Origin of the sequence: Rouxiella sp. S1S-2 (assembly GCF_009208105.1) — a bacterium.
In the GTDB taxonomy this organism is placed as follows: Bacteria; Pseudomonadota; Gammaproteobacteria; order Enterobacterales; family Enterobacteriaceae; genus Rouxiella.
Genome location: NZ_WFKL01000001.1, coordinates 1,833,372 through 1,849,365, shown reverse-complemented (window position 1 = coordinate 1,849,365; position 15,994 = coordinate 1,833,372). Strand labels below are relative to the sequence as shown.

16 protein-coding genes are annotated in these 15,994 nt (G+C 50.4%); 9 read left to right on the top strand and 7 right to left on the bottom strand.

Annotation, left to right across the window (positions count from 1 at the left end):
- The first annotated feature begins 186 nt into the window (after positions 1-186).
- Positions 187-1,365, top strand: a complete 1,179-nt coding sequence (gene purT, locus GA565_RS08675) for a formate-dependent phosphoribosylglycinamide formyltransferase (protein ID WP_152198133.1) — start codon at positions 187-189, stop codon at positions 1,363-1,365.
- Between the two features lie 152 nt (positions 1,366-1,517).
- Here the strand turns inward: purT and GA565_RS08670 are convergent, their stop codons facing one another.
- Positions 1,518-1,700 (bottom strand): YoaH family protein, encoded by a 183-nt coding sequence (locus GA565_RS08670; RefSeq protein WP_055778660.1) that lies wholly within the window; start codon positions 1,698-1,700, stop codon positions 1,518-1,520.
- A 152-nt stretch (positions 1,701-1,852) separates the two neighbouring features.
- Here GA565_RS08670 and pabB point away from each other — a divergent pair, with 152 nt between their 5' ends.
- The 3 genes from pabB to GA565_RS08655 all read left to right on the top strand — a co-directional run bounded on the left by pabB (position 1,853) and on the right by GA565_RS08655 (position 5,405).
- Positions 1,853-3,244 (top strand): aminodeoxychorismate synthase component 1, encoded by a 1,392-nt coding sequence (gene pabB, locus GA565_RS08665; protein WP_152198132.1) that lies wholly within the window; start codon positions 1,853-1,855, stop codon positions 3,242-3,244.
- Entirely contained in the window at positions 3,241-3,840 is a 600-nt protein-coding gene (locus GA565_RS08660) for a CoA pyrophosphatase (RefSeq protein WP_152198131.1), read from the top strand. Before pabB ends, GA565_RS08660 begins: the two co-directional genes overlap by 4 nt.
- Before the next feature lie 200 nt (positions 3,841-4,040).
- Positions 4,041-5,405 carry an L-serine ammonia-lyase gene (locus GA565_RS08655; protein WP_152198130.1) on the top strand — a complete coding sequence of 455 codons (1,365 nt, stop codon included), beginning with the start codon at positions 4,041-4,043 and terminating at the stop codon, positions 5,403-5,405.
- Between the two features lie 71 nt (positions 5,406-5,476).
- On the opposite strand, the gene GA565_RS08650 is transcribed toward GA565_RS08655, so the two are convergent.
- On the bottom strand, positions 5,477-7,039 hold the full coding sequence (locus tag GA565_RS08650; protein ID WP_152198129.1) for a TerC family protein: 1,563 nt from the start codon (positions 7,037-7,039) through the stop codon (positions 5,477-5,479).
- Positions 7,040-7,728: 689 nt separating this feature from the next.
- Here GA565_RS08650 and manX point away from each other — a divergent pair.
- From manX to GA565_RS08630, 4 genes are all read left to right on the top strand, one after another.
- Positions 7,729-8,694, top strand: coding sequence for a PTS mannose transporter subunit IIAB (manX, locus tag GA565_RS08645; protein ID WP_152198128.1), 966 nt, complete (start codon positions 7,729-7,731; stop codon positions 8,692-8,694).
- A gap of 95 nt (positions 8,695-8,789) precedes the next feature.
- Positions 8,790-9,590, top strand: a complete 801-nt coding sequence (locus GA565_RS08640) for a PTS mannose/fructose/sorbose transporter subunit IIC (protein WP_055778683.1) — start codon at positions 8,790-8,792, stop codon at positions 9,588-9,590.
- A gap of 10 nt (positions 9,591-9,600) precedes the next feature.
- A complete protein-coding gene (locus GA565_RS08635) occupies positions 9,601-10,443 on the top strand; it encodes a PTS mannose transporter subunit IID (RefSeq protein WP_055778686.1) in 843 nt (280 codons plus the stop codon).
- Between the two features lie 61 nt (positions 10,444-10,504).
- Positions 10,505-10,963 carry a DUF986 family protein gene (locus GA565_RS08630; protein ID WP_152198127.1) on the top strand — a complete coding sequence of 153 codons (459 nt, stop codon included), beginning with the start codon at positions 10,505-10,507 and terminating at the stop codon, positions 10,961-10,963.
- On the opposite strand, the gene rlmA is transcribed toward GA565_RS08630, so the two are convergent.
- A complete protein-coding gene (rlmA, locus tag GA565_RS08625; RefSeq protein ID WP_152198126.1) occupies positions 10,950-11,783 on the bottom strand; it encodes a 23S rRNA (guanine(745)-N(1))-methyltransferase in 834 nt (277 codons plus the stop codon). The genes GA565_RS08630 and rlmA overlap by 14 nt on opposite strands.
- A 244-nt stretch (positions 11,784-12,027) precedes the next feature.
- Between rlmA and GA565_RS08620 the strand changes: the two genes are divergently transcribed.
- Positions 12,028-12,759 carry a polyphenol oxidase family protein gene (locus GA565_RS08620; protein ID WP_152198125.1) on the top strand — a complete coding sequence of 244 codons (732 nt, stop codon included), beginning with the start codon at positions 12,028-12,030 and terminating at the stop codon, positions 12,757-12,759.
- A gap of 79 nt (positions 12,760-12,838) precedes the next feature.
- Here GA565_RS08620 and cspE read toward each other — a convergent pair whose 3' ends face one another.
- The 4 genes from cspE to GA565_RS08600 form a co-directional block, all read right to left on the bottom strand.
- Positions 12,839-13,048 (bottom strand): transcription antiterminator/RNA stability regulator CspE, encoded by a 210-nt coding sequence (cspE, locus tag GA565_RS08615; RefSeq protein ID WP_002221949.1) that lies wholly within the window; start codon positions 13,046-13,048, stop codon positions 12,839-12,841.
- A 41-nt stretch (positions 13,049-13,089) separates the two neighbouring features.
- Entirely contained in the window at positions 13,090-13,206 is a 117-nt protein-coding gene (locus GA565_RS08610; RefSeq protein WP_072156473.1) for a DUF2627 domain-containing protein, read from the bottom strand.
- A 1,190-nt stretch (positions 13,207-14,396) separates the two neighbouring features.
- Positions 14,397-15,383 carry an MBL fold metallo-hydrolase gene (locus GA565_RS08605; RefSeq protein ID WP_152198124.1) on the bottom strand — a complete coding sequence of 329 codons (987 nt, stop codon included), beginning with the start codon at positions 15,381-15,383 and terminating at the stop codon, positions 14,397-14,399.
- A gap of 257 nt (positions 15,384-15,640) precedes the next feature.
- Positions 15,641-15,877: a DUF4060 family protein gene (locus tag GA565_RS08600; protein WP_055778705.1), complete on the bottom strand. Its 237-nt coding sequence runs from the start codon at positions 15,875-15,877 to the stop codon at positions 15,641-15,643.
- Positions 15,878-15,994 lie beyond the last annotated feature (117 nt).

Below are 15,994 nucleotides of genomic sequence, written 5' to 3'. Positions count from 1 at the left end.
GCGGATGCCCAACTATTAACGCATATTCAGCGCCTGCACGCAAATCGTGACGAAACAACGCAAACGTTTTCGTAGCACAGGATTTTCCTATATAATGCGCCGAAACAGATCCGGGATCGCCGGAAATAAGGTTATTAACCGCAACAAATCTATCATCATCACTGACAACGAGTTAGGTATCCCGCTATGTTAACCATTGGAACTGCACTGCGCACCGACGCTACCCGCGTCATGTTATTGGGCTCTGGCGAACTGGGCAAAGAGGTGGCCATTGAATGCCAACGTCTCGGTCTGGAAGTCATCGCCGTCGACAGATATGCCGATGCGCCTGCAATGCAGGTTGCCCACCGCAGCCATGTTGTCAACATGCTCGATGGCGAAGCGCTTAAACAGCTAATTGAAAGCGAACGCCCTGACTTTATCGTGCCGGAAATTGAAGCGATTGCCACCAGCATGCTGGTTGAGCTGGAAAAACAGGGTCACAACGTGGTGCCTTGCGCCGAAGCCACCCGCCTGACCATGAACCGCGAGGGTATCCGTCGTCTGGCCGCCGAAACGCTGAAATTACCGACCTCTACCTACCGCTTTGCCGATGACGAAGCCAGCTTTAAGCAGGCGGTGCAGGAAATTGGTTACCCGTGCATCATTAAGCCGGTAATGAGTTCTTCTGGTAAAGGACAGAGTCTGATCCGCGGCGAAGAAACGCTGCAGGCAGCATGGGACTACGCGCAGCTGGGTGGTCGTGCCGGCGGCGGTCGCGTAATCATTGAAGGCCTGGTGAAGTTTGATTTTGAGATAACCCTGCTGACCATTAGCGCCGTTGACGGCATTCACTTCTGCGCCCCTATTGGCCATCGTCAGGAAGACGGCGACTACCGCGAATCCTGGCAACCGCAGCAAATGACCGAACTGGCGTTACAGCGCGCGAAAGACATCGCCAAAAGCGTCGTTGAAGCACTGGGCGGTCATGGCCTGTTTGGCGTTGAACTGTTTGTTTGCGGTGATGAAGTGGTGTTTAGCGAAGTGTCCCCTCGCCCACACGACACCGGCATGGTGACGTTGATTTCTCAGGATCTTTCCGAATTTGCGCTGCACGTGCGCGCATTCCTTGGCCTGCCAATCGGGACTATTCGCCAGTTCGGCCCTGCCGCTTCTGCCGTAATTTTGCCTGAGCTGACCAGTAATAATGTGAGCTTCAGCGGTTTGGATCGGGCTTTGGTAGGATCGAATCAGGTGCGTTTATTTGGCAAACCAGAAATTGTCGGCAAACGTCGTTTAGGCGTAGCGCTGTCGATTGGCGATACCGTTGAGCAAGCCGTTGAAACGGCAATCAGGGCAGCCGCAGCGGTAGTCGTAAAGGGCTAACCTTGCAGGGTTGGTGCTGTAGAACCTTACACACTGACTTTTGAATAGATTTATCTGGCCGTTGCACTTGGCATAAACAATACTTTGCATAATAAAAGGTACTTTACGCAAAGTGATAAGTCCGCTGCAACGGCCACTCTTTTCAGAATAGTTTATTCATCATCTTCATCATCAAAAATAACCGTCACGCGGTCACCTTTGTGGGTTTCACGAATTTCGGCGGCAACCGTGGCGATAGCCTCACCGCTGCTCATGCCTTCCTGCATTAATACATGAATACGATCTGCGGCTTCTTGCTGCTCTTTGTGTGAAAGTGAAGGCATACCAGTGAGCATAAGAGTGTTCCTGTCTTCAAATAACGTAAATGTTGCGAGCTTAGCCGAGCATTATACGCCTTAATCTTCCAATGACCTACCCGCATCAAATCTATGCTAGGATCCTCTCGCCAGAATTGCATTGTCATCACGTCAGGAACTTTGCCGAAACCATGTCAGCCGCCCAATCCATTGAATGTAAAGTCTTACCTTATCAGCCTGATGCGTTGCTCACCTGCTTTGCGCCACTCTCTTCTTTGCCTTGGGCGATGCTGCTGCACTCCGGCTCTGCCCGGCATGCGCATAACCGTTTTGATATCCTGGTCGCCGATCCGATAGTCACGCTGACAACCCGCGACGGGACGACTGACATCGAACGTCTTGAGACATCGCCGACGCAAATCGAAACCCGACATGCTGATCCTTTCTTATTATTGCAACAAGAGCTTGAGAGTAGCGGTCTGCAGGCTGTGTTTACCCCTGACTTGCCTTTTCAGGGCGGTGCGCTTGGGCTGTTGGGCTATGATCTTGGCAGAACTGTCGAAGCCCTGCCCTCGCAGGCTGAAAAAGATATCGCGCTGCCAGACATGGCAATGGGCATCTATGACTGGGCGCTGATTGCCGACCACAAGCTACAGCGGCTGACGTTGCTGTCTCACGGTGATATTAATCAGCGTTATGAATGGCTAATGCAGCATCAGGTCAAAAAATCTGCGGTTGATTTCCGACTGACCTCAACGTGGCAGGCGAACATGACCCGCGAGGAGTACGGTGAAAAATTCAGGCAGGTGCAGGAGTATTTACACAGCGGCGACTGTTATCAAATCAATTTGGCTCAGCGTTTTAAAGCAGAATATGAAGGTGATGAATGGCAGGCGTTTCTGCGGCTGAACAACACGAACCGTGCACCGTTTTCGGCCTTCCTGCGATTGCCTGACAATGCGGTTCTCAGCCTGTCTCCGGAGCGTTTTATCTGGCTGGAGCAGGACAGAGTGCAGACGCGTCCCATTAAGGGCACTCTGCCACGCAGTGAAAATCCAGAAACTGACCGGCTTCAGGCACAGCGTCTGGCGCGTTCAGAGAAAGATCGCGCCGAGAATCTGATGATCGTCGATTTACTGCGTAACGACATTGGTCGCGTAGCCACGCCGGGCAGCGTGAAAGTGCCCGAACTGTTTGTGGTCGAACCTTTCCCCGCCGTGCATCACTTGGTGAGCACGATCACCGCCAGACTGCCCGCCGCGTGTCATCCGGCCAGCCTGCTGCGCGCATGTTTTCCGGGTGGATCGATTACCGGCGCGCCAAAAATCAGAGCAATGCAGATTATCGAACAGCTCGAACCCCAGCGCCGAAATGGCTACTGCGGCAGCATCGCCTACATCAGCTGCTGCGGCACCATGGACAGTAATATCACCATTCGCACGCTGTTGACCGAACAAGGAAATATGTTCTGCTGGGCCGGTGGCGGTATTGTGGCCGACAGTCAGGAGCAGGCGGAATATCAGGAAACCTTTGATAAAGTCGCCCGCATTTTGCCGTTGCTCGGCCAGGACGTCGTGCAATGAATGCCTTCGGTGACGTCAACTCTCAGCCGCTGCCTCCGGCGGTGGAAGAGTTTGTGCGTCAGTTTCAGTTACACCTTCCAACACAAACTGTCCACAGGGCGTCGGGTCGTCGTCAAGCCGCCGTGCTGGTGCCGATTATCTGTCGGGAAGAACCTACGCTATTGCTGACTCGCCGATCGGATAAACTCAGAAAGCATGCGGGCCAGGTCGCGTTCCCGGGCGGTTCTGTCGATGAGTCAGACCTGTCGCTGGTGTTTACTGCCTTGCGTGAAGCTCACGAAGAAGTGGCGATTCCGCCCGCCTCGGTGCGCGTGCTGGGGCAGTTGAATCCGGTAGACAGCAGCAGCGGATTTCAGGTCACGCCGATTGTTGGACTGCTGCCGGTTGATGTCCCGCTGCATCCTAATGAGGATGAAGTGGCCGAACTGTTTGAAATTCCTCTTCAGGAAGCGCTCAACCTGGCGCGCTATCATCCGCTTGATTTCCACCGCGCCGGCGTCAGTCGCCGAGTTTATCTTTCGTGGTATGAAGAGCAGTTTGTATGGGGAATGACCGCAGGAATTATTTTACAGCTGGCGAAACAGATTGGCCGGTAAGATTACTCTGTGAGCTGCGTCCCATCTTGCTTTTCTCTAATGCGACGAATTACTTTATTTCATGCGAAAACCGCTGTGCTATCCCTCATGCCCTTTTACACTATAGATCTAACAAGTGAACAATAAATAAACAAAGTTTGGGCAAGTCTGGCCACCCAAGAATGACCTGCAGCCGATTTGCCCCAATCAGGAGTCATTACGTGATCAGTGTTTTCGACATGTTTAAGGTGGGTATCGGCCCGTCGAGTTCCCACACCCTCGGCCCAATGAAAGCAGGCAAACAGTTTGCCGACGACCTGTTGGAAAAAAACCTGTTGCACGACGTTACGCGCATCGCCGTCGACGTTTACGGTTCGTTGTCACTGACCGGTAAAGGTCACCATACCGACGTCGCCATTATATTAGGCCTCGCCGGTAACAAGCCTGATACCGTCGATATCGATGCCATTCCGCACTTTATTAAAGACGTAGAACAGCGCCAGCGTTTGCCCGTTGGCGATACCCAGCATGAGGTGGACTTCCCTCGGGACAGCGGCATGGTCTTTCGCAGCGAGAATCTTTCGCGTCACGAAAACGGTATGCAGATCCACGCATTCGTTGGCGAAAAGAGGGTTTACAGCAAAACTTATTATTCGGTAGGCGGCGGATTTATCGTCGACGACGAGCATTTTGGCCAACCTGTTTTAGACCAGGTGACTGTGCCCTACGCCTTTAATTCGGCCAGTGAAATGCTGCAAAAATGTCGTGAAACCGGCCTTTCTCTGTCGGGCCTGATGATGAAAAACGAGCTGGCCCAGCATAGCAAAGCCGAAATTGACCGCTATTTCGAAACGATTTGGCAGACTATGCAGGCCTGTATCGATCGTGGCCTCAATACTGAAGGCGTGCTGCCTGGCCCGCTGCGCGTTCCGCGCCGTGCCTCGGCGTTGCGCCGCATGCTAGTGTCGAACGACAAGCTCTCCAACGATCCCATGGTAGTGATTGATTGGGTGAATATGTTTGCGCTGGCGGTAAACGAAGAGAACGCTGCAGGTGGCCGCGTTGTAACAGCACCTACCAACGGCGCCTGCGGCATTGTTCCCGCCGTGCTGGCCTACTACGACAAGTTTATCGGCTCAGTCAGCCCGGACATTTACCAACGCTATTTCCTGACATCAGGCGCTATCGGCATCCTTTATAAGATGAATGCGTCAATTTCAGGAGCAGAAGTCGGATGTCAGGGTGAAGTGGGCGTGGCTTGCTCAATGGCGGCGGCAGGTCTCACAGAACTGCTCGGCGGCAGCCCAGAGCAGGTTTGCGTGGCAGCTGAAATTGGTATGGAGCATAATTTGGGTCTGACCTGTGACCCTGTTGCAGGACAGGTTCAGGTTCCTTGTATCGAACGCAATGCTATCGCGTCGGTGAAAGCCATCAACTCATCGCGCATGGCGCTGCGTCGCACCAGCGAGCCGCGCGTATCGTTAGATAAAGTAATTGAAACGATGTATGAAACCGGCAAAGACATGAACTCGAAATACCGCGAAACATCCCGTGGCGGGTTGGCGATTAAAGTTCAGTGTGATTAATGCTTAAAGGGCGTTAAGCAGGCTCGCGCCAACGAGGGCAGGCATTGAAAAATGCCTGCCCTTTTTACAGATTACTCTTCTTGGTCTCGCCCATCGTGGGAGGAGATTTTGGTAATACGCACACGTTCGATGCGGTATTCAGCCACTTCAATCACTTCAAAGCGCAGAGGGGGTATTTCAATAATTTCCCCCTCAACAGGCATCTGCCCGGATTGCGAAAGCAGCAGACCTGCAAGGGTTGCATAGTCGGCATTCGGGCTGACCAGGTCATAGGTGTTAAGCAGTTGTTCAAGCGAGTGCAGGTCCGTGCCGCCTTTTGCCATCCAGCCGTCACCATCAACCACTACGTCAGGCGTTTCGTCTTCGTCGGGGAATTCACCGGCTATCGCTTCGAGTACGTCAAGCGGCGTCACCAGACCTTGAATAACGCCAAACTCGTTGCTTACCACCACTAAACGCCCTTTCGCGCGACGCAGAACCGCCAGCAGCTTGATAACGTCCATGGTTTCGGGCACCACGATGGGAGGCGTTTTCTCGGCATAAGCCACGATATCCTCACCGTTTTCCAGCGCCACCAGCAGATCTTTTGCTCGCACCACGCCGATGACGTCGTCCAGAGACTGTCGGCAAATCGGGAACAAACTGTGCGGCGTATCCAGTAACTGTTCGCGGATATCTGCGGCAGAACGTTCACAGTCAACCCATGAGATGTCGTTGCGTGGCGTCATAATGCTGCGCAGTGTGCGCGAGGCCAGGGTCAACACGCCACTTATCATAAAACGCTCTTCTTCGGCGAACGTTTCATCCTTCGGCTTGGCGGCGTCGTGATTGTCGTCTTCATGCTGATGATTATCGCGCTTACCGCCCATCAGTCGATGAATTGCTTCGGCGGTGCGTTCACGCATCGGGCGATGTGACTGACTTTTCAGGAAGTTTCGGCGCGCAATCTGGTTAAACAACTCAATCAGAACCGAGAAGCCAATCGCCGCGTAGAGGTATCCTTTCGGAATATGGAAGCCAAATCCTTCGGCAATCAGGCTAAGGCCGATCATCAGCAGGAAGCTAAGACACAATACAACGACCGTAGGATGCGCATTCACGAAGCGCGTCAACGACTTAGATGCCAGCAGCATGACGCCCATGGCGATAACCACGGCGGTCATCATCACGGCAAGGTTGTTCACCATACCCACGGCCGTAATGACCGCATCGAGCGAAAACACGGCATCCAGCACCACGATTTGCGCCACGACCGACCAGAAACTGGAATATCCGCGGTTATTACCGCCTATGTCATTGTGCCCTTCCAGCCGTTCATGCAGCTCGCTGGTGGCTTTAAACAACAGGAAAAGTCCGCCGACCAACAGGATCAGGTCACGTCCCGAGAAGGTGAATTGTGCAATGCTAAACAGCGGAGTGGTGAGTTTCACCATCCACGAAATCAGAGAGAGCAGTCCCAGGCGCATAATCAGCGCCAGTGACAAACCGATAATGCGTGCTTTATCTCGCTGTTTTGGCGGCAGTTTGTCGGCCAAAATAGCAATAAATACCAGGTTGTCGATCCCCAGCACAATCTCTAACACGATCAGTGTCAGCAAACCGACCCAAATCGAAGGGTCCATTAAAAATTCCATATCAGACTCCGCATTGAGTAATCAGAAAGAAAGGCACGGTCAGTAGCGTTTCCACTAACGCGTAACTTGGGTTCAAAAAACAGGCGATCGGGAGCAACCTTTGGCGGTAAGCCATTGGAAAATAATGAGCACGGTTTTAGAAAGGCTGTTGTTCCTGAAACAGGCGTTTTGGCGCAGTGGCCAAGCCTTGGGTATATCGCTTTCTGGGGAGTCAAAAATATTGTGGTTGCGAGCGAGGTAAAGCGTCTTCGGTGACGGTCCATAAGGTGGGCTGATGCCCGGTACTCCTGTGTAATAATTGGAAATACAATGTAACAGGTCTACTTCTCGATGCAAAGTTCCTTTTAAGGCGCATTAGCCTAACTGCACCTATGCTGAGAGTTGTTTTATGCGATAAATCATTTAAATGCTCAAATCAGGCCGATCCGGCCCTTATGCATCTCTGAATTACTGACTGTCGTCACATAATTTATTTTTTCACGCACTAAAATAAATCGAGTCGAGACTTTCGGCCGCGATTTTTGATGTTTGTTTGTTGATTTTTCAGAAACAAAAGGAATGGAGAGTTTTTTTAACTCAAAAATAATGTAGGGAACACAGCATTCGCCAAAGGAAACCATTGGTGAATTATAAAAGCTCCATCACTTATGTGCAGAATCCGCAAAGCGGGTTAAAAGAGGAGGTAGCGAGTGAGTATAGCTATTATCATCGGCACTCATGGTTCAGCGGCGGAACAGCTGCTGAAAACGACGGAAATGTTAATAGGCGAGCAAGAAAACGTTGCCTATATCGATTTCGTCCCTGGGGAAAACGCCGATACACTGGTTGAAAAATACACCGCAAAGCTTGAAGGTTTAGACACCCAAAGCGGCGTGCTGTTTTTGGTGGATACCTGGGGTGGCAGCCCGTTTAACGCCGCCAGCCGCATCGTCATCGATAAAGAAAATTACGAGGTCGTCACCGGAGTTAACATTCCAATGATGGTCGAAACGTTTATGGGACGCGACGACAACCCTTCCCTTTCCGAGCTCACCAGTATTGCGCTCGAAACAGGTCGGTTAGGCGTTAGAGCCTTAAAGCATGACGAACCTGAGAGTGATAAGCCCGTTACTCCCCCACCGGCTGCAAAACCCGCCGCGCCAGCTAAACCACTCGGTCCCAATGACCACATGAAAATTGGCCTGGCACGCATCGATGACCGTTTAATTCATGGACAGGTTGCGACCCGCTGGACCAAAGAGACCAACGTAAACCGCATCATTGTTATCAGCGATGAAGTCGCCGCCGACACGGTGCGTAAAACGTTGCTGACTCAGGTTGCGCCTCCAGGCGTAACGGCCCACGTTGTTGACGTTGCGAAAGCTATTCGCGTTTATGACAACCCGAAATATGCCGGCGATCGCGTTATGTTACTGTTCACCAACCCGACTGACGTTGTTCGTGTTGTTGAAGGCGGCGTAAAACTTAGCACCGTCAACATCGGGGGCATGGCGTTTAAGCAGGGTAAAACGCAGGTAACCAATGCCGTTTCCGTTGACCAAAAAGATATTGAAGCATTTAAGAAATTAAATGATAGAGGTATCGAACTCGAAGTGCGCAAAGTTTCCTCGGACAGTCGTCTGAAGATGATGGATTTGATTAACAAGATGAATTAATGAAGCCAGCGCAAAGCGTCCGGCTAGCGCTCATGCTGCGGACGATTTAGGTCGGCATTATTTTACTCAGCTTCCTTTTTTATAGGAGAAGGTCAATGGAGATCACCACACTACAAATTGTGCTGATATTTATTGTCGCATGTATTGCCGGAATGGAATCCATTCTGGATGAGTTTCAGTTTCACCGTCCATTAGTGGCCTGTACGTTAATCGGTATTGTTCTCGGCGATATGAAAACCGGGATCATTATCGGGGGTACCCTCGAAATGATCGCGCTGGGTTGGATGAACATCGGTGCCGCCGTGGCGCCTGATGCCGCTCTCGCGTCGATAATCTCAACTATTCTGGTTATTGCCGGTGGGCAGTCGATTGGTGCAGGTATCGCGTTGGCCATCCCTCTGGCCGCAGCAGGTCAGGTATTAACCATCATCGTTCGTACTATTACCGTGGCTTTCCAGCACGCAGCTGACAAGGCGGCAGAAAAAGGCAATCTCAGTGCCATTTCGTGGATACACGTTTCGGCGCTTATTCTGCAGGCGATGCGTATTGCCATTCCTGCCGCGATTGTTGCTGTTTCAGTCGGAACCAGCGTCGTTCAAAGCATGCTGAGCGCCATCCCAGAAGTCGTTACCAGCGGTCTGAACATCGCCGGTGGCATGATCGTGGTAGTAGGTTACGCCATGGTCATCAACATGATGCGCGCTGGATACCTGATGCCCTTCTTCTATCTGGGCTTCGTTACCGCGGCATTCACCAACTTCAACCTGGTTGCGCTGGGCGTAATTGGTGTGGTGATGGCAGTGCTGTATATCCAGTTGAGTCCGAAGTACAACAAGTCTTCACAGGCTGCCGGACCGGCTCAGGGTATTAACGATCTCGACAACGAATTGGACTAGGGTGAGAGAAATGGTTGATAAAACTCAAGAGAAAAAACTCACACCCGGCGATATTCGCGGTGTGTTCCTGCGCTCAAACCTGTTCCAGGGGTCATGGAACTTTGAACGCATGCAGGCGCTCGGCTTCTGTTACTGCATGGTGCCGGCTATTCGCCGTCTTTATCCTGAAAACAACGACGACCGCAAACAGGCGATCAAACGTCACCTGGAGTTCTTTAACACCCATCCTTACGTGGCGGCACCGGTTCTTGGTGTAACCCTGGCGATGGAAGAACAGCGTGCCAACGGCGCGCCTATCGACGATGCGGCAATCAACGGCCTTAAAGTGGGTCTGATGGGTCCGTTGGCCGGCGTGGGCGACCCCATCTTCTGGGGTACAGTACGTCCGGTGTTTGCAGCATTGGGTGCAGGTATCGCGATGAGCGGGAGCCTGCTGGGTCCGCTGCTGTTCTTTGTACTGTTTAACCTGGTACGCCTGCTTAACCGTTACTACGGCGTGGCCTATGGCTACAAAAAAGGTGTTGATATCGTTAACGATATGGGCGGCGGATTCCTGCAAAAACTGACTGAGGGGGCGTCAATTCTCGGCCTCTTTGTGATGGGGGCGCTGGTCAATAAGTGGACGCACGTTAACATACCGCTGGTGGTTTCAGAGATAACCGACAGTACCGGAAAAACCACGGTGACCACCGTACAGGGCATTCTCGATCAGTTAATGCCAGGCCTGGTGCCGCTGCTGCTGACTTTCGGCTGTATGTGGCTGCTGCGTAAGAAAGTCAATGCGCTGTGGATCATCATGGGCTTCTTCGTATTGGGTATTTTCGGCTATTGGATTGGTCTATTAGGCCGCTAATCGCTCAGCATCAATCGGGGGCTAATCAAGCCCCCGTTTTTTATCAGGAGGAAATTTCGGCATGACGTTGACAGATATCGCACTGGTTATTTTTACTTTTTTGCTGTTGGCCTATGCGGTTTATGATGAATTCATCATGGATAAAAAGAACGGCAAAACCTTGCTCAGGGTTAATCTGCAACGCAGAAACAAAATTGACGCGATCATTTTTATCGGCCTGGTGGCTATCCTGCTCTACAACAACGTTAACGCACACGGCAGTCCGATCACTACGTACCTGCTGATTAGCTTAGGCCTGGTGGCGTTTTATATTTCGTTTATCCGCTGGCCTAAAATGCTGTTGAAACCCACCGGCTTCTATTACGCCAATATCTTCATCCACTACGCACGGATCCAAACGATGAACCTCTCCGAAGACGGCGTGCTGGTGATACAGCTTGAGCAGAAGAAATTGCTGGTCAGGGTGAGTGAACTTGATGACCTTGAGAGAATTTATAAGGTCATGGTCAGCTACCAATAGCCGACTCTTTACGGCGAAACAGGCTTATCACGAAGTCAGTTTCACAGCTAAAGCTCTCACGCTGCGATAGCTCGGCCATCACCGCTTCGGTTGCTCGCCAGGCGAACGGCGTCATCTGTAATAAATCAAAAGCCTGTTTGCCATTAAGGTTCATGCTGTACTCCAGTGACTCGGTGCTCACTCGCTCAAAACCTTCCAAACTCTCTTCTGCGTCACTGTGAAGCTGAACTTCAGAATAAATGCAGGCTTTTAACTGATATAAATGCCGCGGTCCGGGCGCTACGGTTAGCACTAATCCTGAGGGTTTAAGCGCACGATGCAGCTCGGCGGCTTTGCAGGGCGCGTATATGCGCACAATCGCATCCAGAGAGGCGTCGGCAAAAGGCAGGCGATGGCTTGAGGCAACGCAGAACGCCACGTCAGGATAGCGTTTAGCGGCATAACGGACGGCAACCTTGGCAACATCAAGCCCATAAACCTGTATGCGACGACGGGCATTAAGCGCCTGCTCCATTGCCGAGGTGTAATAACCTTCACCACAGCCAATATCCAGCAACGCATCGGCTTCAGCACTCAGATGCTGGTCAAGCAGCGCAACCACTCTGTCACGCAGCGGCTGGTAGTGTGCCCCTTCCAGAAAAGTGCGGCGTGAAAGCATCATCTCGGCGCTGTCACCCGGTTGTTTAGACCGTTTATGCTGCACGGGCAAAAGGTTTACGTATCCCTCTTTGGCATTGTCGAACTGATGATTGTTTTCGCAGCGCCATTGTTTATCAAGGCGTTGCAAAGGAAGATGACAAAGAGGACATTGATAGGTCATGCATATTTCCAGAAAGGTGATGCACCAGGGAATTGGGCGCCGGTGTCTTGCAAAATTACGGGGTCCAAGTCTAAAGAAGCAGCGTGACAGTTGCAACTTTTGCCCGGCAGCGGCGGCTTATAAAAACGGCAAAAAAATACGGTAGCAAGCGGCCCTCGCCCAAGGCTACACTGCTAAGAAGTCATTTTTAGCCCGGTTCTATTCCCTAACCGACCTTATCAACCAATAGCGATCGTTTGATGCCATGAGTGATTTTTCTGCCCTGCTCAGCCAAGTACCGCGAATTCAACACGGATTTGGCAGTAAAGAAGCATTGTTACCTATTTCGTTGCGGCCCTACAGCGACAGCCTACCCACTAAAAAACAGGTTCACGGCTTAAATATTGTCGATGTCACCGTACCCCGACAACACTGCGGCGAAGCTGACGGGTTTTATACCGAATTGCCAGGAATTCTACTGGCCGTGTTTACCGCAGACTGTTTGCCGATAATTTTTAGCCGCAAAGACGGTGGCGCGGTGGGGGCGGTGCATGCCGGATGGCGAGGATTGCGCCACGGCATTATCGAGCAAATGGCACAGCGCATTAATCGACAGGGTTCAACCGCGGACTGGGTTGCGTCGATCGGCCCGGCTGCGGGTGCCTGCTGCTATGAGGTAAGCCAGGAGTTGGTCGATGAGTTCCAACAGGGTTTGAGTCTTCCGCCAGCGCTTATTTCGCCGTCCTATCGGCATCTTGACCTTGGCGCCATAGCCCATGCCAAACTGATTCAGGCCGGTTTTTCGGCGGTGGATTTCACTGGGAGTTGCACCATTTGCACGCCCAACACTGCTGAAACAGTCACAGAGCAGACACCGAACGCCCAGTTTAAGTACACCAGCTTTCGTCGCAATAGTTTGCAACGCGCAGTAGACCCTTCCAAACCCGGCATCAGCGGCCGCAATCAGCAATCGGGAATAATCATCCTGCCCGACTGAGAGAGGGGCTTAAAATCACTTAAAAGTACAAAAACAAAAAACCCGCACCAAGGCGGGTTTTTTTTACAGCTAACGCTGCTTAGATTGCAGTTACGTTAACTGCAGATGGGCCTTTCTGGCCATCTTGGATTTCGAACTCAACGTTCTGGCCTTCAGCCAGAGTTTTGAAGCCGTTACCCTGGATTGCAGAGAAGTGTACGAACACGTCTTTGCTGCCGTCAGCTGGAGTGATGAAACCGAAGCCTTTAGACTCGTTGAACCACTTAACTTGACCTTTGATCTTTGCCATTTTGAGTATTTCCTTTGGATTGTTTAAACCGCCCTGCGGCGTTACACAGACAAACTTGAGTCGTTACTGCTTGAGGCACTAAGATAAAAATCGGCAGAGAAGCGGTATTCAACGATAACGTCTTTACTCAAAACTTCTTTACTGAAAATGCCACACATATACAGAACTGTACCTCGTTTTACCCAGATGCGTTATCACATACTCTGAATTTAATGGCAAGCCATTTTTAATCAGTGATGGACCTGTCGCACATATTTGAGCCGGTTAAAGGCACTTACTGCCAATGCAGACGAAAATAGGTTGGTAGCCCTGCTATTTTTTGCACAGAAGAAAACAGGGCCTCACAAACAAATCAATAACCGTTCACCGCTGATTATTGATCAATAAACGCCGAACAGTAAGAGTTAAAATCAGCTTTAATTGAATTATTATTGTATTTGATATAACAGAAATCACGAATACGCAAGCGTTTCAGTGTATCTGCTGCTAATACAGAATCGGTCTCTTGGACCAACTCAGGCAGTCATAGCAGGGTTCTTGAGGTTTACCAGGCGTCATTTTTCCCCCAACCCACTACTGACAGGAAAGCAGGCCATCAGTACGAAAGTTGATCTGCCTCAATGACTAAATTGATTGATTATGCAGTAACCAATACAGACATAATGGTACTACTCTGGTGCAAACGTCCTATCAACCCGTATTCCACTGCACCTTAAGCGTGCGGGTTTTGAAACATATAAATAAAGTTCTGAGTCATAAGGAAGTTCACCGCCTCCCCCGCTTCAAGCCCCGTTTTTATAAAAGATGACAGTAAAAAATTGCCCTACAGCAATGATTTTACAATTTGATGAAATTTATATTAAACGGAATGTGTAAAATTCAAACAATATATTCAAAACATGGCAAAGCATATTCAATAATCAAATTTAGAATAACCGTGAACCAGTTAGCATTTTTATTATTTAATATTTCCACAACCGGCTTTTTACCCCGTTGGTCGAGAGGCATTTGCCCCGTGACACATCAGTAAGCGCATTGCAAACCAGTACCAATGCCGTCTGGCAAGGAGGCTACAGCAGAGGGATACGCAAACCTTGGTCAAAACATCTGCCATATAGGCTAAAAATCAAATTATCTCTGGCCGACATTCGATTAATGAGATTTAACGAGTGATTGTTCTGTATAGCGGAACTGACATTTTTTGTTTGGCACAGACAATTTAGCGGGTTTATCTTAACAAGATATTAACAAGGGAGGTTTTATTGTGCTGTTTCTAATTGATAAAATGTCTCATCCGAAAAACTCAGACGCTAATTTCTAATCCTCCAGAAATATCGCGTCTCAATTTTCATAACGAAATATGTTGCCCTATTTTTAACGGAGAGAAGTTTTCTGCACTCAATCCGCCCTGCTCAATCGCACTGACTAATTCTTTTGGCGGTTCGTCCAACGATTCATCAGCCAATTCGAATACCCCCCAATGAATGGGAATAGCGCGATGACATCGGGTCTCTTTAAACACCTCTACCGCCTGTTGAGGATCCATATGATGAGACTGCATGAACCATCTTGGTGCATAGGCCCCGATGGGAATCGCTGCAATATCAAAGGGGCCAAGCCGCTGTCCGATTTGAGAAAACTGTTCGCTGTAAGCACTGTCGCCTGAAAAGTAGAAGCTCAATTCATGATGCTTAACGACCCAGCCACACCACAATGAGCGATTTCTATCCCAGGGCGTACGCATACTCCAGTGGCGCGCGGGTACCGCATGAAAACTCACACCGTCCATAATAAGCGCATCCCACCAATCCAGTTCTTCGATGAAATGGGCACCCTGACGTTCAAGCCAGGGTTTCATCCCCAAGGGAACCAGGAAAATGGCCTGTGGAAAGCGTTTAACCAATTTACGAATGGTTGATCTATCAAGATGATCGTAGTGATTGTGTGAAATCATCACATAATCTATTACGGGCAGGTCCGCCACGCTCACTGCTGCAGGCGTTTTACGACGCGGGCCATAGAAACTCAGTGGAGAAGCGCGCTCAGAAAGCACGGGATCGGTCAGAACATAGCGTCCAGCCACACGCAGCAGCAGGCACGCATGCCCCAAGAACCACAGTCGGTCTTCCGTACCACTGAAATCCGGCGTCTGACACCATTCGTTTATAAACTGCTCATAGCCGCTGTGCGGAGGCCGAGGAACACCTTGCTCCTTACGCTCTTTACGCCAACGCTTAAAGTCGCCTGACTGACGCACATCGGGTTCGGGATTTGTGAACCCTTGGGGAGTATGGTGCGGCTTCGCCGGGTCATAGTAGGGATTTTTTTCAGCCATGATTTCCCTTATCGAAAATTTTGCAGGCAAAGGTTGAATATTTATTCAACGTCTCTCTCTTTAGTATCATAAAGGTTAAATGCTTTTCACTACAAAAAGTGCAACCGGTGTTCGCGCAGCCACTTAAGCTAATATCAGGCATTTTTGAGGCGTATTCAGTTGCAAAAAAAGACCCTGCAGACGCTTTTAACGTCGGCAGGGTCTTTGAGCTATTACAAAAACAGGGTTAGTTATGTGACTACACTGTCAGCCGTACTTCAGGCTGCCATCCCACAAAGCTTGGTAAGGTTTCGGGCTCCAATCATTAAAGTCGCAACGTAGGACTGCCGACGCGTTACCACTTCCACGGCAACACGGGCGTCTTTGTATTTGATCAGGTAAGTTGAGGGCCAGCCCTGGCGTCTTTTGCCATAGGCTTTTTCATGACTGTCGATGGCTGCGTGAGCCACGACCAGATGAGAGAGAGTTTTATCACCTTTAATGATGCGCTTCATAATGGACTCCGCCTTAGACACTGCTGTCGAAATGAGGAAACATTAATCACTTGATACTCATCGCTTTATGCGACGCTTATTCGAATCACTGCTTTGTTTATAGCTTGTAACAGATTG

Excerpts from the sequence above, each read along its gene's own strand:
- pabB (WP_152198132.1), top strand. The coding sequence starts at position 1,853 with ATGTCAGCCGCCCAATCCATTGAATGTAAAGTCTTACCTTATCAGCCT.
- purT (WP_152198133.1), top strand. The coding sequence starts at position 187 with ATGTTAACCATTGGAACTGCACTGCGCACCGACGCTACCCGCGTCATG.
- GA565_RS08635 (WP_055778686.1), top strand. The coding sequence starts at position 9,601 with ATGGTTGATAAAACTCAAGAGAAAAAACTCACACCCGGCGATATTCGC.
- GA565_RS08605 (WP_152198124.1), bottom strand. The coding sequence starts at position 15,383 with ATGGCTGAAAAAAATCCCTACTATGACCCGGCGAAGCCGCACCATACT.
- GA565_RS08660 (WP_152198131.1), top strand. The coding sequence starts at position 3,241 with ATGAATGCCTTCGGTGACGTCAACTCTCAGCCGCTGCCTCCGGCGGTG.
- GA565_RS08630 (WP_152198127.1), top strand. The coding sequence starts at position 10,505 with ATGACGTTGACAGATATCGCACTGGTTATTTTTACTTTTTTGCTGTTG.
- rlmA (WP_152198126.1), bottom strand. The coding sequence starts at position 11,783 with ATGACCTATCAATGTCCTCTTTGTCATCTTCCTTTGCAACGCCTTGAT.
- GA565_RS08650 (WP_152198129.1), bottom strand. The coding sequence starts at position 7,039 with ATGGAATTTTTAATGGACCCTTCGATTTGGGTCGGTTTGCTGACACTG.
- GA565_RS08670 (WP_055778660.1), bottom strand. The coding sequence starts at position 1,700 with ATGCTCACTGGTATGCCTTCACTTTCACACAAAGAGCAGCAAGAAGCC.
- GA565_RS08620 (WP_152198125.1), top strand. The coding sequence starts at position 12,028 with ATGAGTGATTTTTCTGCCCTGCTCAGCCAAGTACCGCGAATTCAACAC.
- cspE (WP_002221949.1), bottom strand. The coding sequence starts at position 13,048 with ATGGCAAAGATCAAAGGTCAAGTTAAGTGGTTCAACGAGTCTAAAGGC.
- GA565_RS08610 (WP_072156473.1), bottom strand. The coding sequence starts at position 13,206 with ATGTGTGGCATTTTCAGTAAAGAAGTTTTGAGTAAAGACGTTATCGTT.
- GA565_RS08640 (WP_055778683.1), top strand. The coding sequence starts at position 8,790 with ATGGAGATCACCACACTACAAATTGTGCTGATATTTATTGTCGCATGT.
- GA565_RS08600 (WP_055778705.1), bottom strand. The coding sequence starts at position 15,877 with ATGAAGCGCATCATTAAAGGTGATAAAACTCTCTCTCATCTGGTCGTG.